Annotated in this window: 14 protein-coding genes; 10 read left to right on the top strand and 4 right to left on the bottom strand. The window is 40.1% G+C overall.

Annotated elements, in window-relative coordinates:
- Nucleotides 1-67 precede the first annotated feature (67 nt).
- Nucleotides 68-850: a nitroreductase family protein gene (locus GWK51_RS08895; protein WP_161933430.1), complete on the top strand. Its 783-nt coding sequence runs from the start codon at nt 68-70 to the stop codon at nt 848-850.
- Nucleotides 851-1,105: 255 nt separating this feature from the next.
- Here the strand turns inward: GWK51_RS08895 and GWK51_RS08900 are convergent, their stop codons facing one another.
- Entirely contained in the window at nt 1,106-1,420 is a 315-nt protein-coding gene (locus GWK51_RS08900; RefSeq protein WP_161933431.1) for a YqfO family protein, read from the bottom strand.
- A gap of 247 nt (nt 1,421-1,667) precedes the next feature.
- Between GWK51_RS08900 and GWK51_RS08905 the strand changes: the two genes are divergently transcribed.
- The 4 genes from GWK51_RS08905 to GWK51_RS08920 all read left to right on the top strand — a co-directional run bounded on the left by GWK51_RS08905 (nt 1,668) and on the right by GWK51_RS08920 (nt 4,747).
- Nucleotides 1,668-2,021 (top strand): hypothetical protein, encoded by a 354-nt coding sequence (locus GWK51_RS08905; protein ID WP_161933432.1) that lies wholly within the window; start codon nt 1,668-1,670, stop codon nt 2,019-2,021.
- A 1-nt stretch (nt 2,022) separates the two neighbouring features.
- Nucleotides 2,023-3,813, top strand: coding sequence for a PepSY-associated TM helix domain-containing protein (locus GWK51_RS08910; protein ID WP_161933433.1), 1,791 nt, complete (start codon nt 2,023-2,025; stop codon nt 3,811-3,813).
- Nucleotides 3,810-4,148: a DUF3325 domain-containing protein gene (locus GWK51_RS08915; RefSeq protein ID WP_161933434.1), complete on the top strand. Its 339-nt coding sequence runs from the start codon at nt 3,810-3,812 to the stop codon at nt 4,146-4,148. Before GWK51_RS08910 ends, GWK51_RS08915 begins: the two co-directional genes overlap by 4 nt.
- An 86-nt stretch (nt 4,149-4,234) precedes the next feature.
- The gene (locus GWK51_RS08920) at nt 4,235-4,747 is read left to right on the top strand and encodes a tetratricopeptide repeat protein (protein ID WP_161933435.1); all 513 of its coding nucleotides are present in this window, start codon (nt 4,235-4,237) and stop codon (nt 4,745-4,747) included.
- A 38-nt stretch (nt 4,748-4,785) separates the two neighbouring features.
- On the opposite strand, the gene GWK51_RS08925 is transcribed toward GWK51_RS08920, so the two are convergent.
- The 3 genes from GWK51_RS08925 to GWK51_RS08935 all read right to left on the bottom strand — a co-directional run bounded on the left by GWK51_RS08925 (nt 4,786) and on the right by GWK51_RS08935 (nt 9,917).
- Nucleotides 4,786-5,751, bottom strand: coding sequence for a DUF4424 family protein (locus tag GWK51_RS08925; protein ID WP_161933436.1), 966 nt, complete (start codon nt 5,749-5,751; stop codon nt 4,786-4,788).
- A gap of 170 nt (nt 5,752-5,921) precedes the next feature.
- Nucleotides 5,922-6,461 carry a cysteine peptidase family C39 domain-containing protein gene (locus tag GWK51_RS08930; RefSeq protein WP_161933437.1) on the bottom strand — a complete coding sequence of 180 codons (540 nt, stop codon included), beginning with the start codon at nt 6,459-6,461 and terminating at the stop codon, nt 5,922-5,924.
- A gap of 63 nt (nt 6,462-6,524) precedes the next feature.
- Nucleotides 6,525-9,917: an SIR2 family protein gene (locus tag GWK51_RS08935; protein WP_161933438.1), complete on the bottom strand. Its 3,393-nt coding sequence runs from the start codon at nt 9,915-9,917 to the stop codon at nt 6,525-6,527.
- 230 nt (nt 9,918-10,147) lie between these two features.
- On the opposite strand from GWK51_RS08935, the gene ahcY reads away from it, so the two are divergent.
- From ahcY to GWK51_RS08960, 5 genes are all read left to right on the top strand, one after another.
- Nucleotides 10,148-11,530 (top strand): adenosylhomocysteinase, encoded by a 1,383-nt coding sequence (gene ahcY, locus GWK51_RS08940; protein ID WP_161933439.1) that lies wholly within the window; start codon nt 10,148-10,150, stop codon nt 11,528-11,530.
- A 180-nt stretch (nt 11,531-11,710) separates the two neighbouring features.
- Nucleotides 11,711-12,547 carry a methylenetetrahydrofolate reductase [NAD(P)H] gene (gene metF / locus GWK51_RS08945; RefSeq protein ID WP_161933440.1) on the top strand — a complete coding sequence of 279 codons (837 nt, stop codon included), beginning with the start codon at nt 11,711-11,713 and terminating at the stop codon, nt 12,545-12,547.
- Nucleotides 12,548-12,572: 25 nt separating this feature from the next.
- Nucleotides 12,573-13,289 carry a 16S rRNA (uracil(1498)-N(3))-methyltransferase gene (locus GWK51_RS08950; protein WP_161933441.1) on the top strand — a complete coding sequence of 239 codons (717 nt, stop codon included), beginning with the start codon at nt 12,573-12,575 and terminating at the stop codon, nt 13,287-13,289.
- Between the two features lie 170 nt (nt 13,290-13,459).
- Nucleotides 13,460-16,321, top strand: a complete 2,862-nt coding sequence (locus tag GWK51_RS08955) for a putative bifunctional diguanylate cyclase/phosphodiesterase (protein WP_161933442.1) — start codon at nt 13,460-13,462, stop codon at nt 16,319-16,321.
- 144 nt (nt 16,322-16,465) lie between these two features.
- Entirely contained in the window at nt 16,466-18,745 is a 2,280-nt protein-coding gene (locus GWK51_RS08960; RefSeq protein WP_100241352.1) for an NADP-dependent malic enzyme, read from the top strand.
- Nucleotides 18,746-18,747 lie beyond the last annotated feature (2 nt).

Raw genomic sequence — 18,747 nt, forward strand, 5'->3', positions numbered from 1 at the left:
CAACAACAGCTAAAGCTTCCGCGTTATATGCTGAAAACAACACAACTTCACTTTATAAATTCCAATTATGACTAATCCAGATCAACCCCAATTCCTTCCTGATGAATCAGGCAAACCGCGCTATTACGAACCTGCTCCGCAAGATATTGATGTTGCCAATTTTCGCAAGGTCATCGAAAGTCGACGTTCCGTCAGAAAATTTACTAAGCGTGCCATTCCAAGTGAGGTATTAGATGCCTGTTTAGATTTGGCACTGCTCGCACCCAACTCTTCCAATTTACAACCGTGGACTTTTTATCTGGTTCAAAGTCCAACCAAGAAAAAGCAATTGGTCAAAGCCTGTTTAAATCAATTGGCAGCCAAAACTGCGGCTGAACTGATTGTCTGTATTGCACGTACAGATCGTCTGGATGACATGGCGAAGCGCAATATCAGTGAATTTCCTTTCCCCGAAACGCCACCCGCGGTACAAAAATATTATCGGGTGATTCCCTACAATTATAAAACGGGATACTTCAACACCTTGGGCAATGTCAAAAAAGTTGCATTTAAGTTGGTGCGTACCTTTGACAAACAATTGCCTGTGACGGCGTTTAACCCTGCCGATGCAAAATTATGGGCAACTAAAACTACAGCTCTGGCCTGTGAGAATCTGGTTTTAGCCTTACGTGCCTATGGGTTTGACAGTTGTATGATGGAAGGTTTTGATGAACCAATGGTTCGAAAAATCTTAAAGCTGAATGATCAGCAATATCCAGTCATGGTGATTGGTGCAGGTGAACGTGCCAAAGACGGTGTATTTTTTCCACAGTACCGTTTTGATCGTGAATTATTTATTCAGAAGGTTTAAAGCATTTTCTCACTAGAATCTTTTCAAGAAAATTTTAATTGTGAAACTAACCTTCGGTTTGACCTACTTTTCTTTCGGGAAAAGTAGGCAAAACCTGAGGTGCGACTATAGCAGCGCAAGATCTGCAAAACTCGGCTGATACCCATCTATATCTCAGTACTTCGCAGAAACATTTTTTTCATAATTTATCCAGCCTCGAACAATTGCAGATGACATTTCCGTGTATCTAATTTTCAGTTTGGAAATCTATTTGGGCTAAATAATATCCAGAATTTGAATAAATTCAAAAGCAGGTTCTTCATAAGGATGACTCGCTTTAAGCGCTTGCGCCACCATCTTCGCCTGTGTTTCTGGAACAATGGTTTCCACACGCCACTCAGGTACTTGTTCTAAACTGTCCAGTTGTCCAATAAATGGATTTGCCCCCTGTACAGGCTTGAACTGCCCTGTGCCTAAAACTTGCCATGCACAGTGTTCATAATTGCCGATGCCCCCAGCACCAGCTGCAAAAATGGCCTGTTTGGTCGCGTCTAAATGACTTTCAGGTACATAATAAATTAATTTCAGCACGTCTCATTCCTATTATGAATCGCATGTATTTAATCCCATTTTGAAGGAGTTAATGCCTGATTCACAAGTGATGATGTCATTTCCATTCAACGTATTTTTAAATCATTGCCTAACTGTTTAACTGCTCACCTTTCTCTCAAAAATAAATAACTTGTCAGCTAATTTTAGATTGCTGGTTTTAATTATTAATAATAATTGTTATCATTTGCATTAATATTAAATTACATAACTAACTTTAGCCCCTACCATGAATAACTCCAATCCTGCAAATTCACTTACAGCTTCTCTGGCTGTGGGGAAACCGAAAAAACTCCAGCATTCAGACCTTAGCTTACTTAAATATCGCTTTATGGTGTTCTATCGTTTCTTGCTGGCGATTGTTGGTGGTTATGCCTTGGCATCCCTCACAGCAATGGCTGTCGCACAAGCCTTCAGTGAATATCGTGCAGCCGCTGTCATGAGTGCAACTTTGCTGGCGTTTAGCATGCATTGTGCTGCTTTTATTTGGGTGTTCATGGTACACAAAACCTTAAAAGCCACGCTCGGCATTGTCTTACCCTGCCTCCTGTTCTGGGCAATCACACTGTACTTAGGGGCTTGAAATGCGTGTAGATTATAAAACTGAAGGCCCACGCCAATCGATGTCATGGTTGCATACATGGGCTAGTCTGATTTTAGGCTGGTTACTGTATGCGATTTTTGTGACAGGCACGCTGAGTTTTTTTCAGAATGAAATTACGGTCTGGATGAAACCTGAGTTACATCAGTCGGTAGCCAATAATACCCAGATCCAACAGACTCAAATTGCCTTAAATTATCTGCAAAAAAACTATCCTGATGCGGCAAGCTGGATGATGCTATTACCGAATTCACGCCAAACCACCACCGAACTGATTGTTCGCAAACAAGGTGAAGACCCGCATGCACGGCGCGGCGGTGAACGGATCAGCCTAGACATCCAAACGGGTGAAGTCTTAACTGCACGCGACACGCGTGGCGGGAATTTTTTATATCGCTTCCATTTTGAATTGTATGGATTACCCCGACTCTGGACGCGCTGGCTGGTCGGTTTTGCCACCATGTTGATGTTGGTTGCAATCGTCAGTGGTGTAATTACCCATAAAAAAATCTTTAAAGACTTTTTCACCTTCCGTTCAGGTAAGGGACAACGCTCATGGCTTGATGCTCACAATGCCACAGCCGTCTTTGCCCTGCCTTTTCACATCATGATCACCTTTAGCGGTTTGCTCCTGTTAATGTTCATGCTGATGCCTTGGGGAATCAATCAGGTCTATTCAGATCGGCAGGATTTTTTAAAAGATTTACGTCCACAAACCAATGCTCAGCCCGCTAAACCTCAATCTGAAACACGCTCTCCTGAGCCTTCAGCACAAAATGCAGGAATGCATCAGCATCCTCGTACAGCAACCAATCCATCTGAACAACAAAATATGCAAGTCCGTTCAGGTGAACCCTCATCTGGCCGTGGGAGACAAGGTCATGGCGAACATGGACCCCGTGAGCACCATGAAAAACCAAGTCAAGCCGCAGCACTGGCAGACCTCACCCCGATGTTAAATTATGCCGCTGCACAATGGCAAAGCAATTCGATCGGTTCCATCCAAATCATTGCACCCAACACCACAGATGCCACAGTCGAAATTAAAGCGCTGTATGCTGAAAGTGTCATTGCCCGGAATATCATGCCGAGTTTTCAATTTAATGGAGTTACTGGAGAAAATACCACAGACCCGCAAACAGCTTACCGCACCTCAGTTCCCATGGGGATTTACAATGTGGTGACCGTATTACACGAAGCGCGTGGCTTAGACCTAAGCTTACGCTGGTTACTGTTCGGCTCAGGGGTTTTAGGCACCTTAATGGTCGCGACAGGACTAATTTTGTGGTGTGTAAAACGTGCCCCTCAACAACAAAAGCAAGGTTATAAATCATTTAGCTATCGCTTAGTCGAAGTCACCAATATTGCCGCCATCATTGGCTTACCTCTTGCGTGTGCTGCATATTTCTATGCCAATCGCTTATTGCCTTTGCAGTTAGAAGCGCGTGCCGAATGGGAAATCCGCAGTTTCTTGATGGCATGGCTATTCAGCCTCCTCTATGCGATGTTCCGTAACCATCGCCAAGCATGGCTCGAACTGCTGTTCTTCAGCAGCCTTGTGTATGCAGGCTTACCCGTTCTGAATGTTGTTACAGGTGGACAACCACTGTGGCATAGCATTGCCAATAGTCAATGGATGATTGCCAGTTTCGATTTAATGACTTGGGTATTGGCAGGAATTTTTTATCTGGCGTATCGCAAAGTTAAGCAGCACAAAGGCGTGGTGGCAAAACCGAAGAAAGTGCCGCAAAAACCACAGGAGATCAGTCCATGAGCTTTTTTCTCTTGATTTGGTCAATCTCCAGTTTGGCATTCACCGCTTTAGCAAGTGCCATGACGAAGCACCAGAAACAGATTTTTAATCGCGAGCTTCATCCTGCTCAAAGCCGTATTGCTGCTATCTCGGGTTGGCTACTCTTATTGATCAGCCTCGTGATTTGTCTGCTTTCAGGAAAAATCAGCAGCATGCTCAGCTATTGGGTTGGTGTCTTAACTTTCGCAGCTTTACTGATTGGGCTCATGCTGAGTTACTACTCCGATAAAATAAAAAGTCTCGCTTACCTACTGATCGGACTCACAGTAATCACCGCAGGATTTCTTCTGTTTTAAAGCTACACAATCATCTCGAATTTTCAGTTATAATCTCCCAGCCAATCTTCGGATTGGCTTTTTTATTGCTTGTGAATGGAATTGTTATGTCTCGTCTTCCCTCTATTTCTGCGGAACTGATTAATCGAGCAAGTGCAGGTAATGCCGAAGCTCAGTTTGAATTAGCCAATCTCTACATGGAAAGTGAAGATGAGCAGGATATTGAACGTGCCGAAGAATGGGCGCTCAAGGCTGCGGGCAATGGTCATGTGGAAGCCATGTACTGGCTAGGTGAAGGCTATGTGGTCTATGCCAAAGAACTGCTTGAAGAAGATCCGACCGAAGCCAACACTTATTTTGAACATGCCTATCACTGGCTCAAACAAGCCAGTGCCTTGAATCATCCTGCTGCAATTTTAGAATTAGCTGGTTTTTACCGCCGCGGTAATATCGTAGAAAAAGATGTTGCCAAGTCTGTTGCCTTAGTACAGCAAGCTGCGGAGTTAGGCGAAGTACAAGCCATGCGTGATTTGGCCTGTATCTATGAGCATGGTTTGGGCGTTGACGTCGATGAAGCCAAAGCAGATGAATGGTCACTCAAGGCCCAACAATTCAGCTAAGCTCAATTCATTTTAAGCCCATGTTCAGCATGGGCTTTTTATTCAAATCGCAATTGCGTATTCACAAAAATAATATTCAAATCCTGTTTCGGCTTGAAATTCTTTTTCGACATTTGAAAGCGGGTTGGACTGATTTTTTGTACTTTACCATCCCAACAGAAAGACACCAATTCCCCAGCATCACGTTCAACCGTGAGTTTAAAATCTGCAATGGGTTTAGCCCAGTTCGCACCTGTGGTCAGGATATAACTCAGTGCACTATACGGCGCATGTTGTGCCTGTGCCTTACGTAAACCTGCTTTGAAAGCTGAATCCATACAATAGGCTTTTTCATCTTCAGCGGGATACAGCGACACCGAGCCTCCCACTAAAGGTCGATACTGATGTTGGATACGGGTGATGGTATTGGCTTTAAAGGTCTGCTGCCAGCTATAAATCATCTGCGCTTCCCAATAAATCTCATCGTCAGTTTGATATGGTTTTAATAGCTGCTGTACTTGAGGATCTTTACAGGCATGTATGCGCTGACTGTAATCAACATTCTGCTGCATACTCCATGGATATATTAAATCGCGTTCAGTAAAGCCACATTTTTTTAAAGCAGCGGTCACATCAACAGGATCAGCCTCCCTATTAATTTCACCCCGCGTAGTCAATTTAGGTAAAAAAGCGCGTACATGTTGCTGTGGTTGAATGTCCTTTCCATTCACCTGTACTTTAAAGCTTTGCAGCAATTGGTCAGTATGTGCAAAATCACTTTCTCTTGAGCTACCGACTCGAGGTAAAGGAAATAGAATCGTTTCGGTAATGTCTCGAGAAGTCAGATTCTTAAATTGATAATCCACCCGAATCTGTTTTTTACTAATAAATAAGTCTTCGCTTTGCATTGAAATATTGGGGTTATGGATATACTCAATTCCACCTGTTCCCACAAAGCCTGTACTGTCATTGGCATTGACCAAAGCACAGATACAGAATAGACCTAAAGCATAGCCCCATTTCATCTTATTCTTCCTTGTTCTATGTTGTAATTCTTCAATACACTACAAGTCACCCGATGATTGAGAATCAGATAAAATAGTACGCTTCTCTCAAACTATTCAAATCTACACAACAAGATGACTTTATCTATTCAGCGTCTTAATTGAATAGATAAAGCCCAAATTCAACTCAATTAGTTCAACATCGTTGATTGCAGTTTAACTTCACGATCATCAATCACGATCGCTTGTCGGCAGATGCCTTCGGCTTTACGTTGTTGCTCAAATACTTGTGCAGGCATCGGCTCAAAATTATCAAAGAAACAAATTTCCTGATCATCAATGGAATAGACCAAGGACTGATTACCGACTTCATCCAGTGTATCGTAGTACACAATCACCATTTTTCCCTGCTTAATTTGCGACTGAATTTGCGCATAACTCAAGGCAGGCTCAATCGGGATGCGCAACGCTTTCGCCTCGCTATAGCTTTGTCTTTCGGTACGGTCAATATTCGGATCTGGGTCTGTATGGAAAGAGACCTTAAATCCAATCTTCTTTAAGGCAACCGCTAAAGCAATGGTAAACGTGCCATCTTGATGATCATGTCGGCATAACTTGATCAGCTCATTCATATCGACATGCACGCCATGATGTTGCAACAACATCCAAACCGCAAAGACACCACAGTTTGCTTCTAGATTCAGTAACGAATCAGGAATCTCTAAAGCCATAGGTTTGATCTCAAGATGTAATGGGCGGATGATATACAAAACTATCTCAAAAATTAAGATTTATTAAAGCCGAATCCCTTTTTTTGATAATGCAGTTTGAAGAATAGTCTCATCATCATAATCAATGAGTGATTTTAAAAAATTTCTTTCATCATCATAAATCAAGCCAGTGATTCGATCATCTTGATTATCAAGATAGAAACCTAGAATCTCACACCACAAACTTTCCTGACCTAAAACAAGATCTACATGATTTCTGGACATATCATGTAAAAATCCAACCCACTCCTCCTTAAAAGGAAGTTGTACAACAATCTCTTTCAAATTAACAATAATGGCTGAATGATCAGTCAACAAATACCAAATTTTCGAAATTTCATTTTTAGTTAATAGCTGATTAACTTGATTTATTCGATCCTTTATATACTCTCCCAACCATGACCAAACTTTCTCAATATCATTTTCTTTAGGCAAAATTTTCCGTACTGTATCTAAAATTTGTTCAGTAATTTCTTGGTTTTCTAATCTCTGTAATTTCCTTAAAGACTTAATTGAATCTTCATGATATTCAAAATAAATACTATATACATATAATTCTGTTAAACCTTGAATAAGTTTCTTATCATTATGATTTAAAGCACATTGTAATATACTAAAGAACTCTCTATTAATTTCTCTGAATTCTGCAAACTCCAAGTGTGCATTTCTTAGAAATCCATTCCAGGCTTGTAATTGAACTTTGCTATCAGTTGACAAGAGAAGTGGAAATAACTCTTTTTGAGCAAACAATGAATTGCGTTGCTTAATAAACGAGTAGCAACTCATAAACCTGATTACCCCATAACCTTCGCTATCTTTAGTAATTAAAAACTTTATAAATATCTCACATTCTTTTTGTATTCCTATTTCGTCTTTAGAAAGCTCGTATAACTTGATTATGAACCACGCCAAAAAGCCATTCACACTATTTAGACTAAGAGTAAATTTATCAACATCACCTGAAACAGAAGATCCTTGGTTTTGATTTAAATTAAGGATTATTTCAGCTACCTCTATCCACTCACTATATTTTTTTAAGTCTTTTAGGTAGTAATCTATGTTATGTAGATCATGTAAAAAATCTGCAAGTGCATATAACTTCTGGTCATGCTTCAACCGTATGATCGACTGACAAGTGACAAAAAAACTTTTGTGCACTGTTTGATCAAATTGCCAACTTTTCGCCCTTATTAGAATTCTCTCAATAAGTGGATGCTCAGGGGTGGCTTCTATCGCAAAATTAATAAAATCTAGTAGCCACTTAGGTTCTGCTTTTTCAATTTCTTGCCAAAGACCAACATACCCTAAATCATTACCACCGTTAAATGAAGGTTGATAAAAATTATACTCCAATAATGCTACATACCAAATATAATCATTTCTAGCTTGAATTTCATTTACATCAAAAGGAGAAATATTAATTACAGAATATCCCCCTGATGAACGGAAAGATAAGTATGGTTTATCATCTAACTCAAAATAAGAATTATTCGATATTACCAAATCATACTCTTCCTGAGCTAAAGAATAATCAGGATCATTTCTTATAATCCAAGCATACCATTCGAATTTTGTGTAATTACTAAAATTTTCATTATTCTTAACTTGTGTAATGATTTCCAATTTTCTGGCATCTGATAATTTTTTGTACTGCAATTCTAAAAATTTAAAAACTTCCGCCTTAAATTCTATATCGAACCAATCAATCTTCAAGTTGATTAAGCTGTAAATAAAATCCGCATCATAAGAACTAAACTGACTCAATAAATAAATTCCAAGTCGCTTTAGCAAGATACTGCTTGAAGATAGACACTCTTTTGAAAAATGATTAACAATATCATTAGATAACTTTTCTTCCGAAAACAAATCTACAATGCCATCAACCAAGTCATAATCTAGCTCTGTACTGTAATTTTTATCTTTTTCCCAAATTTCTTGCTTTGTCCATAATGTATGTATTTTTTGTTTGCCATACAACGTTAAAATATTGTCATATTCTTCTACCTTATTTATTAAAATTTGGATTGTCTGGTGATAAAAAAATCTGTTTCCTTTAACTCGTTCAATTATAGAAAAAAACTCATATTCACTTATAGAAAATTGAATTTCAGGTTTAATTTGGATACTCAAATAAGCTTCAAATGCACGCCCAAACTCTTTAATTAAATCAAAATCAATTAGCTTTTTACAAACCCACGAATGCACTCCGTTATGCAAGTTGTTCTGGGCATATAAATCCTTTTCCAAAAATAAAAACCACTTCCAATAGCAGTTTTTTTCTTGAGAATCATCTAATTTTCTAAATATTCTCCATAATAAATTCTGATTGTTCTTTAAATTCGAATATTGAATGATCAACTCCATCAATTCATCACTATGTTGATCTAAGTAGCATACAGCCCACTGAAAGAATTCATCTTCATGTTTCATTACTGCATCAAATAAAGACCGATCTTCTTTTATTTTTTTTAACCAAACTTCAGGTTTTGCAACTTTAAAAAAATGTTTATAAGCATCATCTGATGTTAAAAAGAACTTTACATAATTTTTAGCATCCTCTAATTGATTCTGCTCATACTCTATAACTTTAGAACAAATAAATTCTTCATAACTAGAAATACTTAAATTTAAAAAATGTGCAATTTTTTCTACGGCTTCTGGTAATTGTAGATGCGTTCCATTTTCTTTTTGATAAATCAGAGGCTCTATCCCTAACGATTTCCAATGATTAACCTGCTGAATATTTCCATCTTCAATATTTGCAAAAGCATAGAGTCTAGATTTCCTATTTTTAGGTAAAGAACGAGTTAAATATTTTAGAATCGTATCGTTATAAGAATATCCAATGAATATAAAATCGTAATTTAAGAAAGCATCGGTTAATAATCTTTTTGCCCAACTTTCAGAAAGGTATGCTCTTCCAAAGTCAGAGTCTGATAAGACCATTGAACTTGGTTCAGTTACATTGCCATGTAAATAAATAACACCTTCAATATTGTTCCCTAACGGAAATACTGGCGCATTAAATTTGTTGATTACACCATCAGGATTTAGATTTTTAAAAGCTGTTTCAAATAAAAGGTCAAAGTTTGTTGTAATAATACGTGGCTTTTTAGGAAAAAGTTTGAAAATGTCATGATGCAACTTTGTTGGCTCTGGTGTACCTTGATTTAAAACTCTTATGCATTGCTCATGAATTCTTACTCCTTGATCAAAGCCTTCACCAAGTTTCTGATCTGGATTATCAAATTTTTCAAGCTCATCTAAGTTTAATATTTTGCGAGTTAAAGTAATAAAGTCGGGAAGATTGGCAGGCGATCCCATCGAAACACCAGCACCCGCAAAGATAATCACCTTGTTTTCTTGTAATGATTTAATCAAATTTACTGGAATATCAACACTTCCAAACTTCATCATCAATTTCTCATTAACATTCTATAAATTATACGGTTTCATAATGTACAAATTACATTTGGAACTCAAGATAAATCCAAGTACAATAGCCCGCAGTCGAGGGATGCTGCGACTTTCTTACAGGTACTAAATGTAAGATCGCTAGGCTCGACGATTCGGTTAGACGCTCGTTCTAATCAACAACGGCATCCGCGAACATAATGATCAATTTTTGTTTTTATAAGGAGATCGTAATGAACGCGGTTAATGCTTCATTTACAGATTACAAAGTTGCTGACATCAATCTAGCTGATTACGGCCGTAAAGAAATCAAACTTGCTGAAGCTGAAATGCCAGCTTTAATGGGTCTTCGTAAGCGTTATGCTGCTGCAAAACCACTTGCAGGTGCGAAAATCCTTGGCTGTATCCACATGACCATTCAAACTGCTGTTTTAATTGAAACATTAGTTGAATTAGGCGCAGAAGTTCGTTGGACTTCTTGTAACATCTTCTCGACTCAAGACCATGCTGCTGCCGCAATTGCTGCGTCTGGTGTTCCTGTATTTGCTTGGAAAGGCGAAACAGAAGAAGAATACATGTGGTGTTTAGAACAACAAATCAATGTCAATGGTACCCCTTGGGATGCCAACATGATTTTGGATGATGGTGGTGATTTAACATTACTTGTTCATGAAAAATATCCTGAAGTAATTGCAAAAATCCACGGTGTAACTGAAGAAACCACGACAGGTGTTCAACGTCTGTATGAAATGCTTCGTGATGGCACTTTGAAAGTTCCTGCAATCAACGTCAATGACTCTGTAACCAAGTCTAAAAACGACAACAAATACGGTTGCCGTCACTCACTGAATGATGCAATCAAACGCGGTACAGATATGCTTTTATCTGGTCGTCGTGCGCTTGTGATTGGTTATGGTGATGTAGGTAAAGGTTCTGCTCAATCACTTCGTCAAGAAGGCATGATTGTACGTGTGACTGAAGTTGACCCTATCTGTGCTATGCAAGCATGCATGGACGGTTACGAAGTTGTATCTCCATACAAAAATGGCGTACAAACTGGCCAGAAAGAAGACATCAATGTTGACCTTCTTCAAAATACTGATCTCATCGTAACGACAACTGGTAACTACCACGTATGTGACGCTGCAATGTTAGATACATTAAAAGCGGGTGCAGTGGTGTGTAACATCGGTCACTTTGACACTGAAATCGACACCAACTACTTACGTGGTTACAAATGGGTTGAAGTGAAGCCACAAGTACACCAAGTTTACCGTTCAGAAAATGACAGCGACTACCTCATTCTTCTTTCAGAAGGTCGTTTGGTTAACCTTGGTAACGCGACAGGTCACCCATCACGTATCATGGATGGTTCATTTGCTAACCAAGTACTCGGTCAAATGCACTTGTTCGCTGAAAAATTTGCTGATCTTGCTGAAGATCAAAAACAAGCTGCGATTCGTGTAGAACTGCTTCCTAAGAAATTAGATGAAGAAGTTGCTGCGGCAATGGTTGCTGGTTTTGGTGGTGTCTTGACTCAATTAACTCAAGAACAAGCAGACTACTTAGGTGTAGCTGTTGAAGGTCCATTCAAATCTGACGCTTATAAATACTAAGTTTTTATACCCTCTCCCTAGCCCCCTCCCTTAGGGAGAGGGAAAATTCATTATCTTAATGAATTTCAAGGGAAGTCCTCTCCTGAGCGAGTTTAAAGTACCGCTTTTAAACTCAGTGAAAGAGAGGATTTAGGAGAGGTTAAAAAATTAGAAAAAGCATTTATAAAAAAGGATTTGATGATGAGCAAAAAAGTTCCTATTTCTTTTGAGTTTTTCCCAACCAAAACTGATGCAGGCGCAGAAAAACTTAAAGTCGTACACCAAGAACTTCAGTTATTAAACCCAGAGTTCTTCTCAATTACTTATGGCGCTGGTGGTTCTACTCGTGAACGCACCCTTGCTGCGATTGCTGAATTCAATGGTAAAGGCACCCCAGTAGCGCCACATTTATCTTGTATTGGCGATGACAAAGCGCGCATTGCTGAATTACTTGACATCTATAAAGATCAAGGCATTGACCGTATTGTCGCTTTACGTGGCGATTTACCTTCTGGACAAGTCGGTTTAGGCGAGTTGCCATATGCAACAGACCTCGTGCGCTTTATCCGTGAACATTCCGGTGATCACTTCCATATTGAAGTTGCCGCTTATCCTGAAATGCACCCTCAAGCTGAAAGCTTTGATTTAGACATCAAACGTTTCTGCGACAAGGCCAATGCTGGTGCGAATGCTGGTTTAACCCAGTTCTTCTTTAATCCAGATGCCTACTTCTATTTTGTAGAGCGCATTCAAAAAGAAGGTGTGAATATTCCAATTGCACCAGGCATCATGCCGATTACCAATGCCAGCAATCTGATTCGCTTCGCAGATGGTACGGGTGCTGAAATCCCACGTTGGATTCGTAAACAATTGGCAACTTATGGTGACGATACCGCGAGTATCAAAGCCTTTGGTCATGAAGTTGTTGTGAAACTTTGTGAACGTTTGCTGGCTGGCGGCGCGCCAAGTTTGCACTTCTACACCATGAACACCACTGATCCAACCCGTCAGCTTGTGACTGACCTTGGTTTAGTTTAATCCTGACTTTGACGAGTTGTACTTTATGCCACGTTTTTTTATTGAAGCTGAATTAGCGGTTGATACCCAGATTGAACTGACTGAAACCGTTTTTCATCATTGGTGTAAAGTACTTCGCGCTCAAGTTGGTGATCAAGCTACCTTGTTCAATGGACAAGGCGGTGAATACCGAGTTGAACTCACCGAAGTTGCAAAAAAATCAGCAACTGTTCAGGTACTGACCTTTAATCCTGCCAATCGCACTCCTGCTATTCGCACCCTACTCGGACAAGTCATGAGTAAAGGCGATCGTATGGATTACGCCATTCAAAAAGCAGTCGAACTGGGCGTCTCAGAGATTCAACTGTTAACCTCTGAACGCTGTGAAATGCGTTTAAAGTATGACCGCGACCAAAAGAAACTAGATCACTGGCAAGGCATCGCGATTGCTGCCTGTGAACAATGCGGCATGAATATTGTGCCAAAAATTCTTGCACCCCTCAGTTTAGAGAAATGGCTTGCGTCTGAATTGCCAACGACTAAACTTGTGCTGGCACCGAATAAAGATGAAACCGATCCATTAACGCAAGCCAGTCAAAACATTGCATTGTTGATTGGTCCCGAAGGTGGTTTGAGTGAGGCTGAAATTCAGGCTGCAAATGAAGTTGGCTTTATGAACTGGTGTATTGGCGAACGTGTATTGCGTACCGAAACTGCACCTGTGGTTGCATTGTCTATCCTTAATTACAATGTTAGACCATAGTTTTTCTAAAATGATGAAAATACAGATGGATTAGATTGATATTTATGAATAACCTGATTAATCTAAATGTGATTCAATATTTTGTAATCTGATTAAACGACTAAACAAATGAATGGAACGTATAACCTATACTGTATCTAGAACAAAACAAAAATAAGGTTATGAATGTTATGCCAGATTTTTTAGATGCGAATCTTAGACCGCAGTTACGCGCTGCGCAAATTCATAATTCCATAAGACATATCCAATTATTTTTGGCCAGCATTCTCATCATTTTTTTATATGTTTATTGCGTTTATCAGTTTAATTTTTCACACTTTTCCGTTTATTTTAATATTTGGTTTTTTCTGACCGCATGTTGTGTCAGTCTGTTTTGGTTACTCACCGCACTCTGGTTTAAATCCGAACAATATCAAGTCTCTCAGGCGCATCGCTGGGTACAATTTCTTTGCATTAGTGTTGGCAGTTTAATCGCAATTGGAATCACCCTGATTTATTACTACTTGCCTGAAGTCAACCCAAATTTTGAACCTGTACATGCATTAACCTTATCCGCCTTAATGCTGATTGTGACACAAACCTTAGCCCTAACCTTTTTGACCCAACGTCTAGACTATTTTTGCTTAATTTTTATTCCTTCTATCATTCCTTACTTTGTCTCTCAATTCATTCTGACTGACCAAATTAATCAACTCTTCCATCTCACCGTCAACTTTGTGCTCATTGTCATCCTGCTCTGCGCCAATTCCACTACCCGCATTCATAAGCGCTTGTCTGCTTTGTTTTTACGGAACAATCAACTGATTAAAAATGCTGAACAGCAAGTGGCTTGGACTGAAGACTTATGTGTACAATTAAAAAATGAGATGGACAAATCCAAAGAAATTGAATTACAGCTCCAACAGAATAACCAACTTTTAGAGCAAAAGATTAAAGAACGCACTTTCGATATTGAACAGATGAACCTCAACTTAGAAAATCAGAAACAAAATTTAGATCTTGCCCATGAAATTGCAGGGTTAAAACCTTGGGACTGGAACATTAAAGAGCGTCATATCTCGGTCAATGATTACCAACAACAGAAAAAACGCAAACACTCTAAAGAGCATAGTATTCAATTACAAAACATCATTCACCCAGATGATTTACTTGGCTTCAAGACCGCACTCAAACAACATCTTCGTGCTGAAACTGACCGTTACGAAGCAACGTATCGCGTACAACAAAACACTGATGAATGGACATGGGTGCATGATATTGGTCGCGTCATTGAGCGCGATCCAATCAATAAAAAGCCGTTACGCATGGTCGGTATACAACGCGATATTCACCGCGAACGGACCGATCAGGAACGTTTAAAACTTGCAGCCAGCGTACTAGAACAAGCAGCCGAAGGCATTTTCATTCTAGACAAGCACTTACATTATGTAAATGTAAATCCTTTTTATGAAAAAATTACAGGCTTTAATAAAGAAGATTGTTTGGGACAACACCTGTTTGCCATTACGACAAACAAAAAGTCTCATCAACAACAAAATCAGCATGCTATTCTTGAACAATTAGAGCGCACTGGTGAATATGACGGTGAACTGACTGAGAAATTCCGCTCTGGCAAAGAGTTGACTTTATGGCTGCATATTAATGCCATTCACGATGAGCATAACCGTGTCATCAACTACATTGGCATTGTTTCTGATTTAACAGAACGCAAACTGCAAGAACAGCGTTTATCTTATCTGGAAAACTACGATACTTTAACCGATCTACCCAACCGTTTTTACTATAACTATCAATTGCATCAATACTTGGTGTCGCATCAAGATTCGATTCAGCAACTGGCTGTCATTCGACTCAATATTGACCGTTTCCGTCCACTGAATGAATTCTTAAGCAACAATGGTGGTGATGAGCTTTTACGACAAGTCGCACAGCGCCTACGTCTCACCAATACTGAAGCACTGTTCCTTGCGCATCTAAATGGCGATGACTTTGCCATCGTCTATGAGATTTCGCATATCCGCCCTTCCATTCAGCAGCATTGTGAACGGATACAGGAAGCTTTTGCAGAACCTTTCGATGTGTTTGGGCAAGAACATTTTATTACCGTATCCATGGGGATTTCATTCTACCCAGAACATGGTCGCCAACTCGACTACTTGAATAATTGTGCGGAACAGGCCTTAACTGAAGCCAAGCGTTTAGGTGGGCATACCATTAAATATTATTCCAGTGACAATACTGCATTGCTTGAGCAAGGGATTTATCTGGAACGCGATTTACGCCAAGCCATTCGTAATGATGAGTTAATCGTCTATTACCAGCCGAAGATCAATTTTAAAGATCAGCATGTCTATGGCTTCGAAGCCTTGGTACGCTGGAATCACCCCACCAAAGGCATTATTCCACCTGCACTGTTCATCCCAATGGCGGAAAAAACCAGCCTGATTTCAGATATTGGACGCATTGTAATTCGCAAAACAGCGGAACAGATCAGTTACTGGAATTCCATTGGCTTCAAAAACATTTGTGTTTCTGTCAATGTCGTGGCTCAACAACTGCAACGTGGGCAACTGCTTTCCGATCTAGATGATGCCATTCAGACTTATCAGATTTCTGGGGAAAGTTTAGAGCTGGAAATTACTGAATCTTCACTGATTGAAAACTCAAAAAACGTCAAACTCTTGCTGGATCAAATTAAACAACGCCATATCAATATCGCTCTAGATGACTTTGGTACAGGCTACTCTTCACTGGCTTATCTCGCCGAGTTCCCAATTGATATTCTAAAAATAGATCGGGCTTTCATTGCCAATATCGGTGATGGTAAACAAGATGCCATTATTAGCGCGATGGTCGCCATGGGTAAAGCCATGGGATTGACCGTTGTGGCTGAAGGAATTGAAACCGAACAGCAGCTTTGTTACCTCGAAAAACTGCAATGCGACATCGCCCAAGGCTATCTCTTCTCCAAGCCTTTATCTGAGAAAAATGCCACTGAATACCTTCAACAACACAAACTTATACCCTCTTAATCTAAGTCAATAGGCTGAAGGTCTAAGTTTGTGCAAAAAAGAAACGTGTTCGACTGTGCTTAAAACGCAAGTAATGGTATATTCGAGCAAATTCAGCAAAAACCACCAGCCTCGCTGGACCACTCAGTAACAAACGAGATTCAGATGGACGATCAATCATTAAAACAGCAAGCTTTGTATTATCACGAGTTTCCAACCCCAGGTAAAATCAGTGTTACACCAAGTAAGCAGCTGGTCAACCAACATGACTTAGCCCTTGCTTACTCTCCAGGTGTTGCTGCGCCTTGTTTAGAGATTGAACGCGACCCTTCAACTGCAGCCCTATATACTGCACGTGGTAACTTAGTTGCCGTTGTCAGTAACGGTACTGCTGTACTTGGACTAGGCAACATCGGTCCATTAGCGTCAAAACCTGTAATGGAAGGTAAAGGCGTACTGTTTAAGAAATTTGCTGGTGTTGACGTATTTGACATCGAAATCGCTGAAAATGATCCAGACAAAATCGTTGATATTGTTGCAGCGTTAGAACCAACATTTGGCGGTATTAACCTCGAAGACATTAAAGCGCCTGAATGTTTCTACATTGAGCGTAAACTACGTGAACGCATGAACATTCCTGTGTTCCACGATGACCAACACGGTACATCAATCATTGTAGGTTCTGCTTTACTGAATGCACTTCAGTTAAATGGCAAAAAAATTGAAGAAATCAAAATCGTAGCTTCAGGTGCAGGTGCTGCTGCCCTTTCATGCTTAGATTTACTTTGTGCAATTGGTGCCAAGAAAGAAAACATCATTGTTGCGGATTCACGCGGTTTGTTAACCACCAAACGTGAAGGTCTTGATGAATCAAAATTGCGTTATGTACAAGATATCGAAGGCACTCAACTGGCAGATGTAATTGCTGGCGCTGACATGTTCCTTGGTCTTTCTGCGGCAGGCATCTTAACCAAAGAAATGGTTAAGGAAATGGCAAATGATCCAATCATCTTTGCATTGGCAAACCCAGATCCAGAGATTTTACCAGAGCACGCACACGAAGTTCGTCCAGACGTGATTATGGCGACAGGTCGTTCTGACTATCCGAACCAAGTCAACAATGCGCTTTGCTTCCCGTACATCTTCCGTGGTGCACTTGATGTTGGTGCAACCACCATCAACGAAGAAATGAAGATTGCTTGCGTATACGCAATCGCACGTATGGCACACATTGAAGCCGATGCTGCAACCTATGGTGAAAAATCTGCATCATTCGGTCGTGACTACTTGATTCCTCGCCCACTTGATCAACGCTTGATACTTGAAATTGCACCAGCAGTTGCGCAAGCCGCTATGGATTCTGGTGTAGCAACTCGTCCAATCGAAGATTTCTCTGCTTACCGTCAACGCTTGTCTGAGTTTGTTTATAACTCTGCATTCATGATGAAGCCGATTTTCGCACAAGCAAAAACAGATCCTAAACGTATTGCTTATGCAGAGGGTGAAGACCTTCGCGTATTACGTGCTGTACAAATTGCGGTGGATGAAGGTATGGCGAAGCCAATTTTGGTGGGCCGTACTGCAGTCATCGAAGCCAACATCAAAAAATTAGGTTTACGTTTAGAACATGGCGTGAACATTGAAATTGTTGACCAAGAAAAGAACCCAAACTACGAAAAATTTGCTGAAGACTACTACGACATCATGCAACGTAAAGGGGTAACACCTGAATACGCACACCGTGAAGCGCGCCGTCGATCAACATTAATCGCGGGTATGTTGGTTAAACATGGTCTTGCTGATGGTATGTTGTGTGGTACTTACTCAAGCTATGACATTCACTTGGACTTCGTGAAAAATGTGATTGGTTTGAAAGAAGGTCGTACCAACTTCTTCACCTTAAACGCATTAATGCTTGAAGACCGTAACCTGTTTATTGCTGATACTTATGTAAATACCAACCCGACTGCTGAACAGTTGGCTGAAATGACGATTTTAGCTGCTGAAGAAGTTCGTCGTTTCGGTATGACACCTCGTATTGCATTACTTTCACATTCGAGCTTCGGTTCAGATCAAAATGATCCAAGCGCGCAAAAAATGCGTAAAGTCTTTGAAATCTTGAGTGAAATTGCACCTGAACTTGAAGTTGAAGGTGAAATGCACGGCGATGCAGCAATGGATGAAACTATTCGTCACTTTGCCTTCCCGAACTCACGTTTCAAAGGTTCTGCAAACTTGTTAATTATGCCGAACCTTGATGCTGCGAACATTTCATTCAACCTATTAAAATCAACTTCTGGTAACAACGTTACCATTGGTCCTATTTTACTTGGTGCAGCGAAACCTGTTCACATTCTGACACCAACGACAACGACACGTCGTTTAGTTAACATGACAGCACTCACTGTGGCTGAAATTCAGCAAGCTGAAACTGAAGCGCTTTAATC

Source organism: Acinetobacter kanungonis (assembly GCF_009939195.1).
GTDB lineage: Bacteria > Pseudomonadota > Gammaproteobacteria > Pseudomonadales > Moraxellaceae > Acinetobacter > Acinetobacter kanungonis.

Bases quoted from the DNA above. Each gene is read 5' to 3' on its own strand.
- GWK51_RS08895 (WP_161933430.1), top strand. From the start codon at position 68: ATGACTAATCCAGATCAACCCCAATTCCTTCCTGATGAATCAGGCAAA.
- GWK51_RS08905 (WP_161933432.1), top strand. From the start codon at position 1,668: ATGAATAACTCCAATCCTGCAAATTCACTTACAGCTTCTCTGGCTGTG.
- GWK51_RS08910 (WP_161933433.1), top strand. From the start codon at position 2,023: ATGCGTGTAGATTATAAAACTGAAGGCCCACGCCAATCGATGTCATGG.
- GWK51_RS08915 (WP_161933434.1), top strand. From the start codon at position 3,810: ATGAGCTTTTTTCTCTTGATTTGGTCAATCTCCAGTTTGGCATTCACC.
- GWK51_RS08920 (WP_161933435.1), top strand. From the start codon at position 4,235: ATGTCTCGTCTTCCCTCTATTTCTGCGGAACTGATTAATCGAGCAAGT.
- GWK51_RS08925 (WP_161933436.1), bottom strand. From the start codon at position 5,751: ATGAAATGGGGCTATGCTTTAGGTCTATTCTGTATCTGTGCTTTGGTC.
- GWK51_RS08930 (WP_161933437.1), bottom strand. From the start codon at position 6,461: ATGGCTTTAGAGATTCCTGATTCGTTACTGAATCTAGAAGCAAACTGT.
- GWK51_RS08935 (WP_161933438.1), bottom strand. From the start codon at position 9,917: ATGATGAAGTTTGGAAGTGTTGATATTCCAGTAAATTTGATTAAATCA.
- ahcY (WP_161933439.1), top strand. From the start codon at position 10,148: ATGAACGCGGTTAATGCTTCATTTACAGATTACAAAGTTGCTGACATC.
- metF (WP_161933440.1), top strand. From the start codon at position 11,711: ATGAGCAAAAAAGTTCCTATTTCTTTTGAGTTTTTCCCAACCAAAACT.
- GWK51_RS08950 (WP_161933441.1), top strand. From the start codon at position 12,573: ATGCCACGTTTTTTTATTGAAGCTGAATTAGCGGTTGATACCCAGATT.
- GWK51_RS08955 (WP_161933442.1), top strand. From the start codon at position 13,460: ATGCCAGATTTTTTAGATGCGAATCTTAGACCGCAGTTACGCGCTGCG.
- GWK51_RS08960 (WP_100241352.1), top strand. From the start codon at position 16,466: ATGGACGATCAATCATTAAAACAGCAAGCTTTGTATTATCACGAGTTT.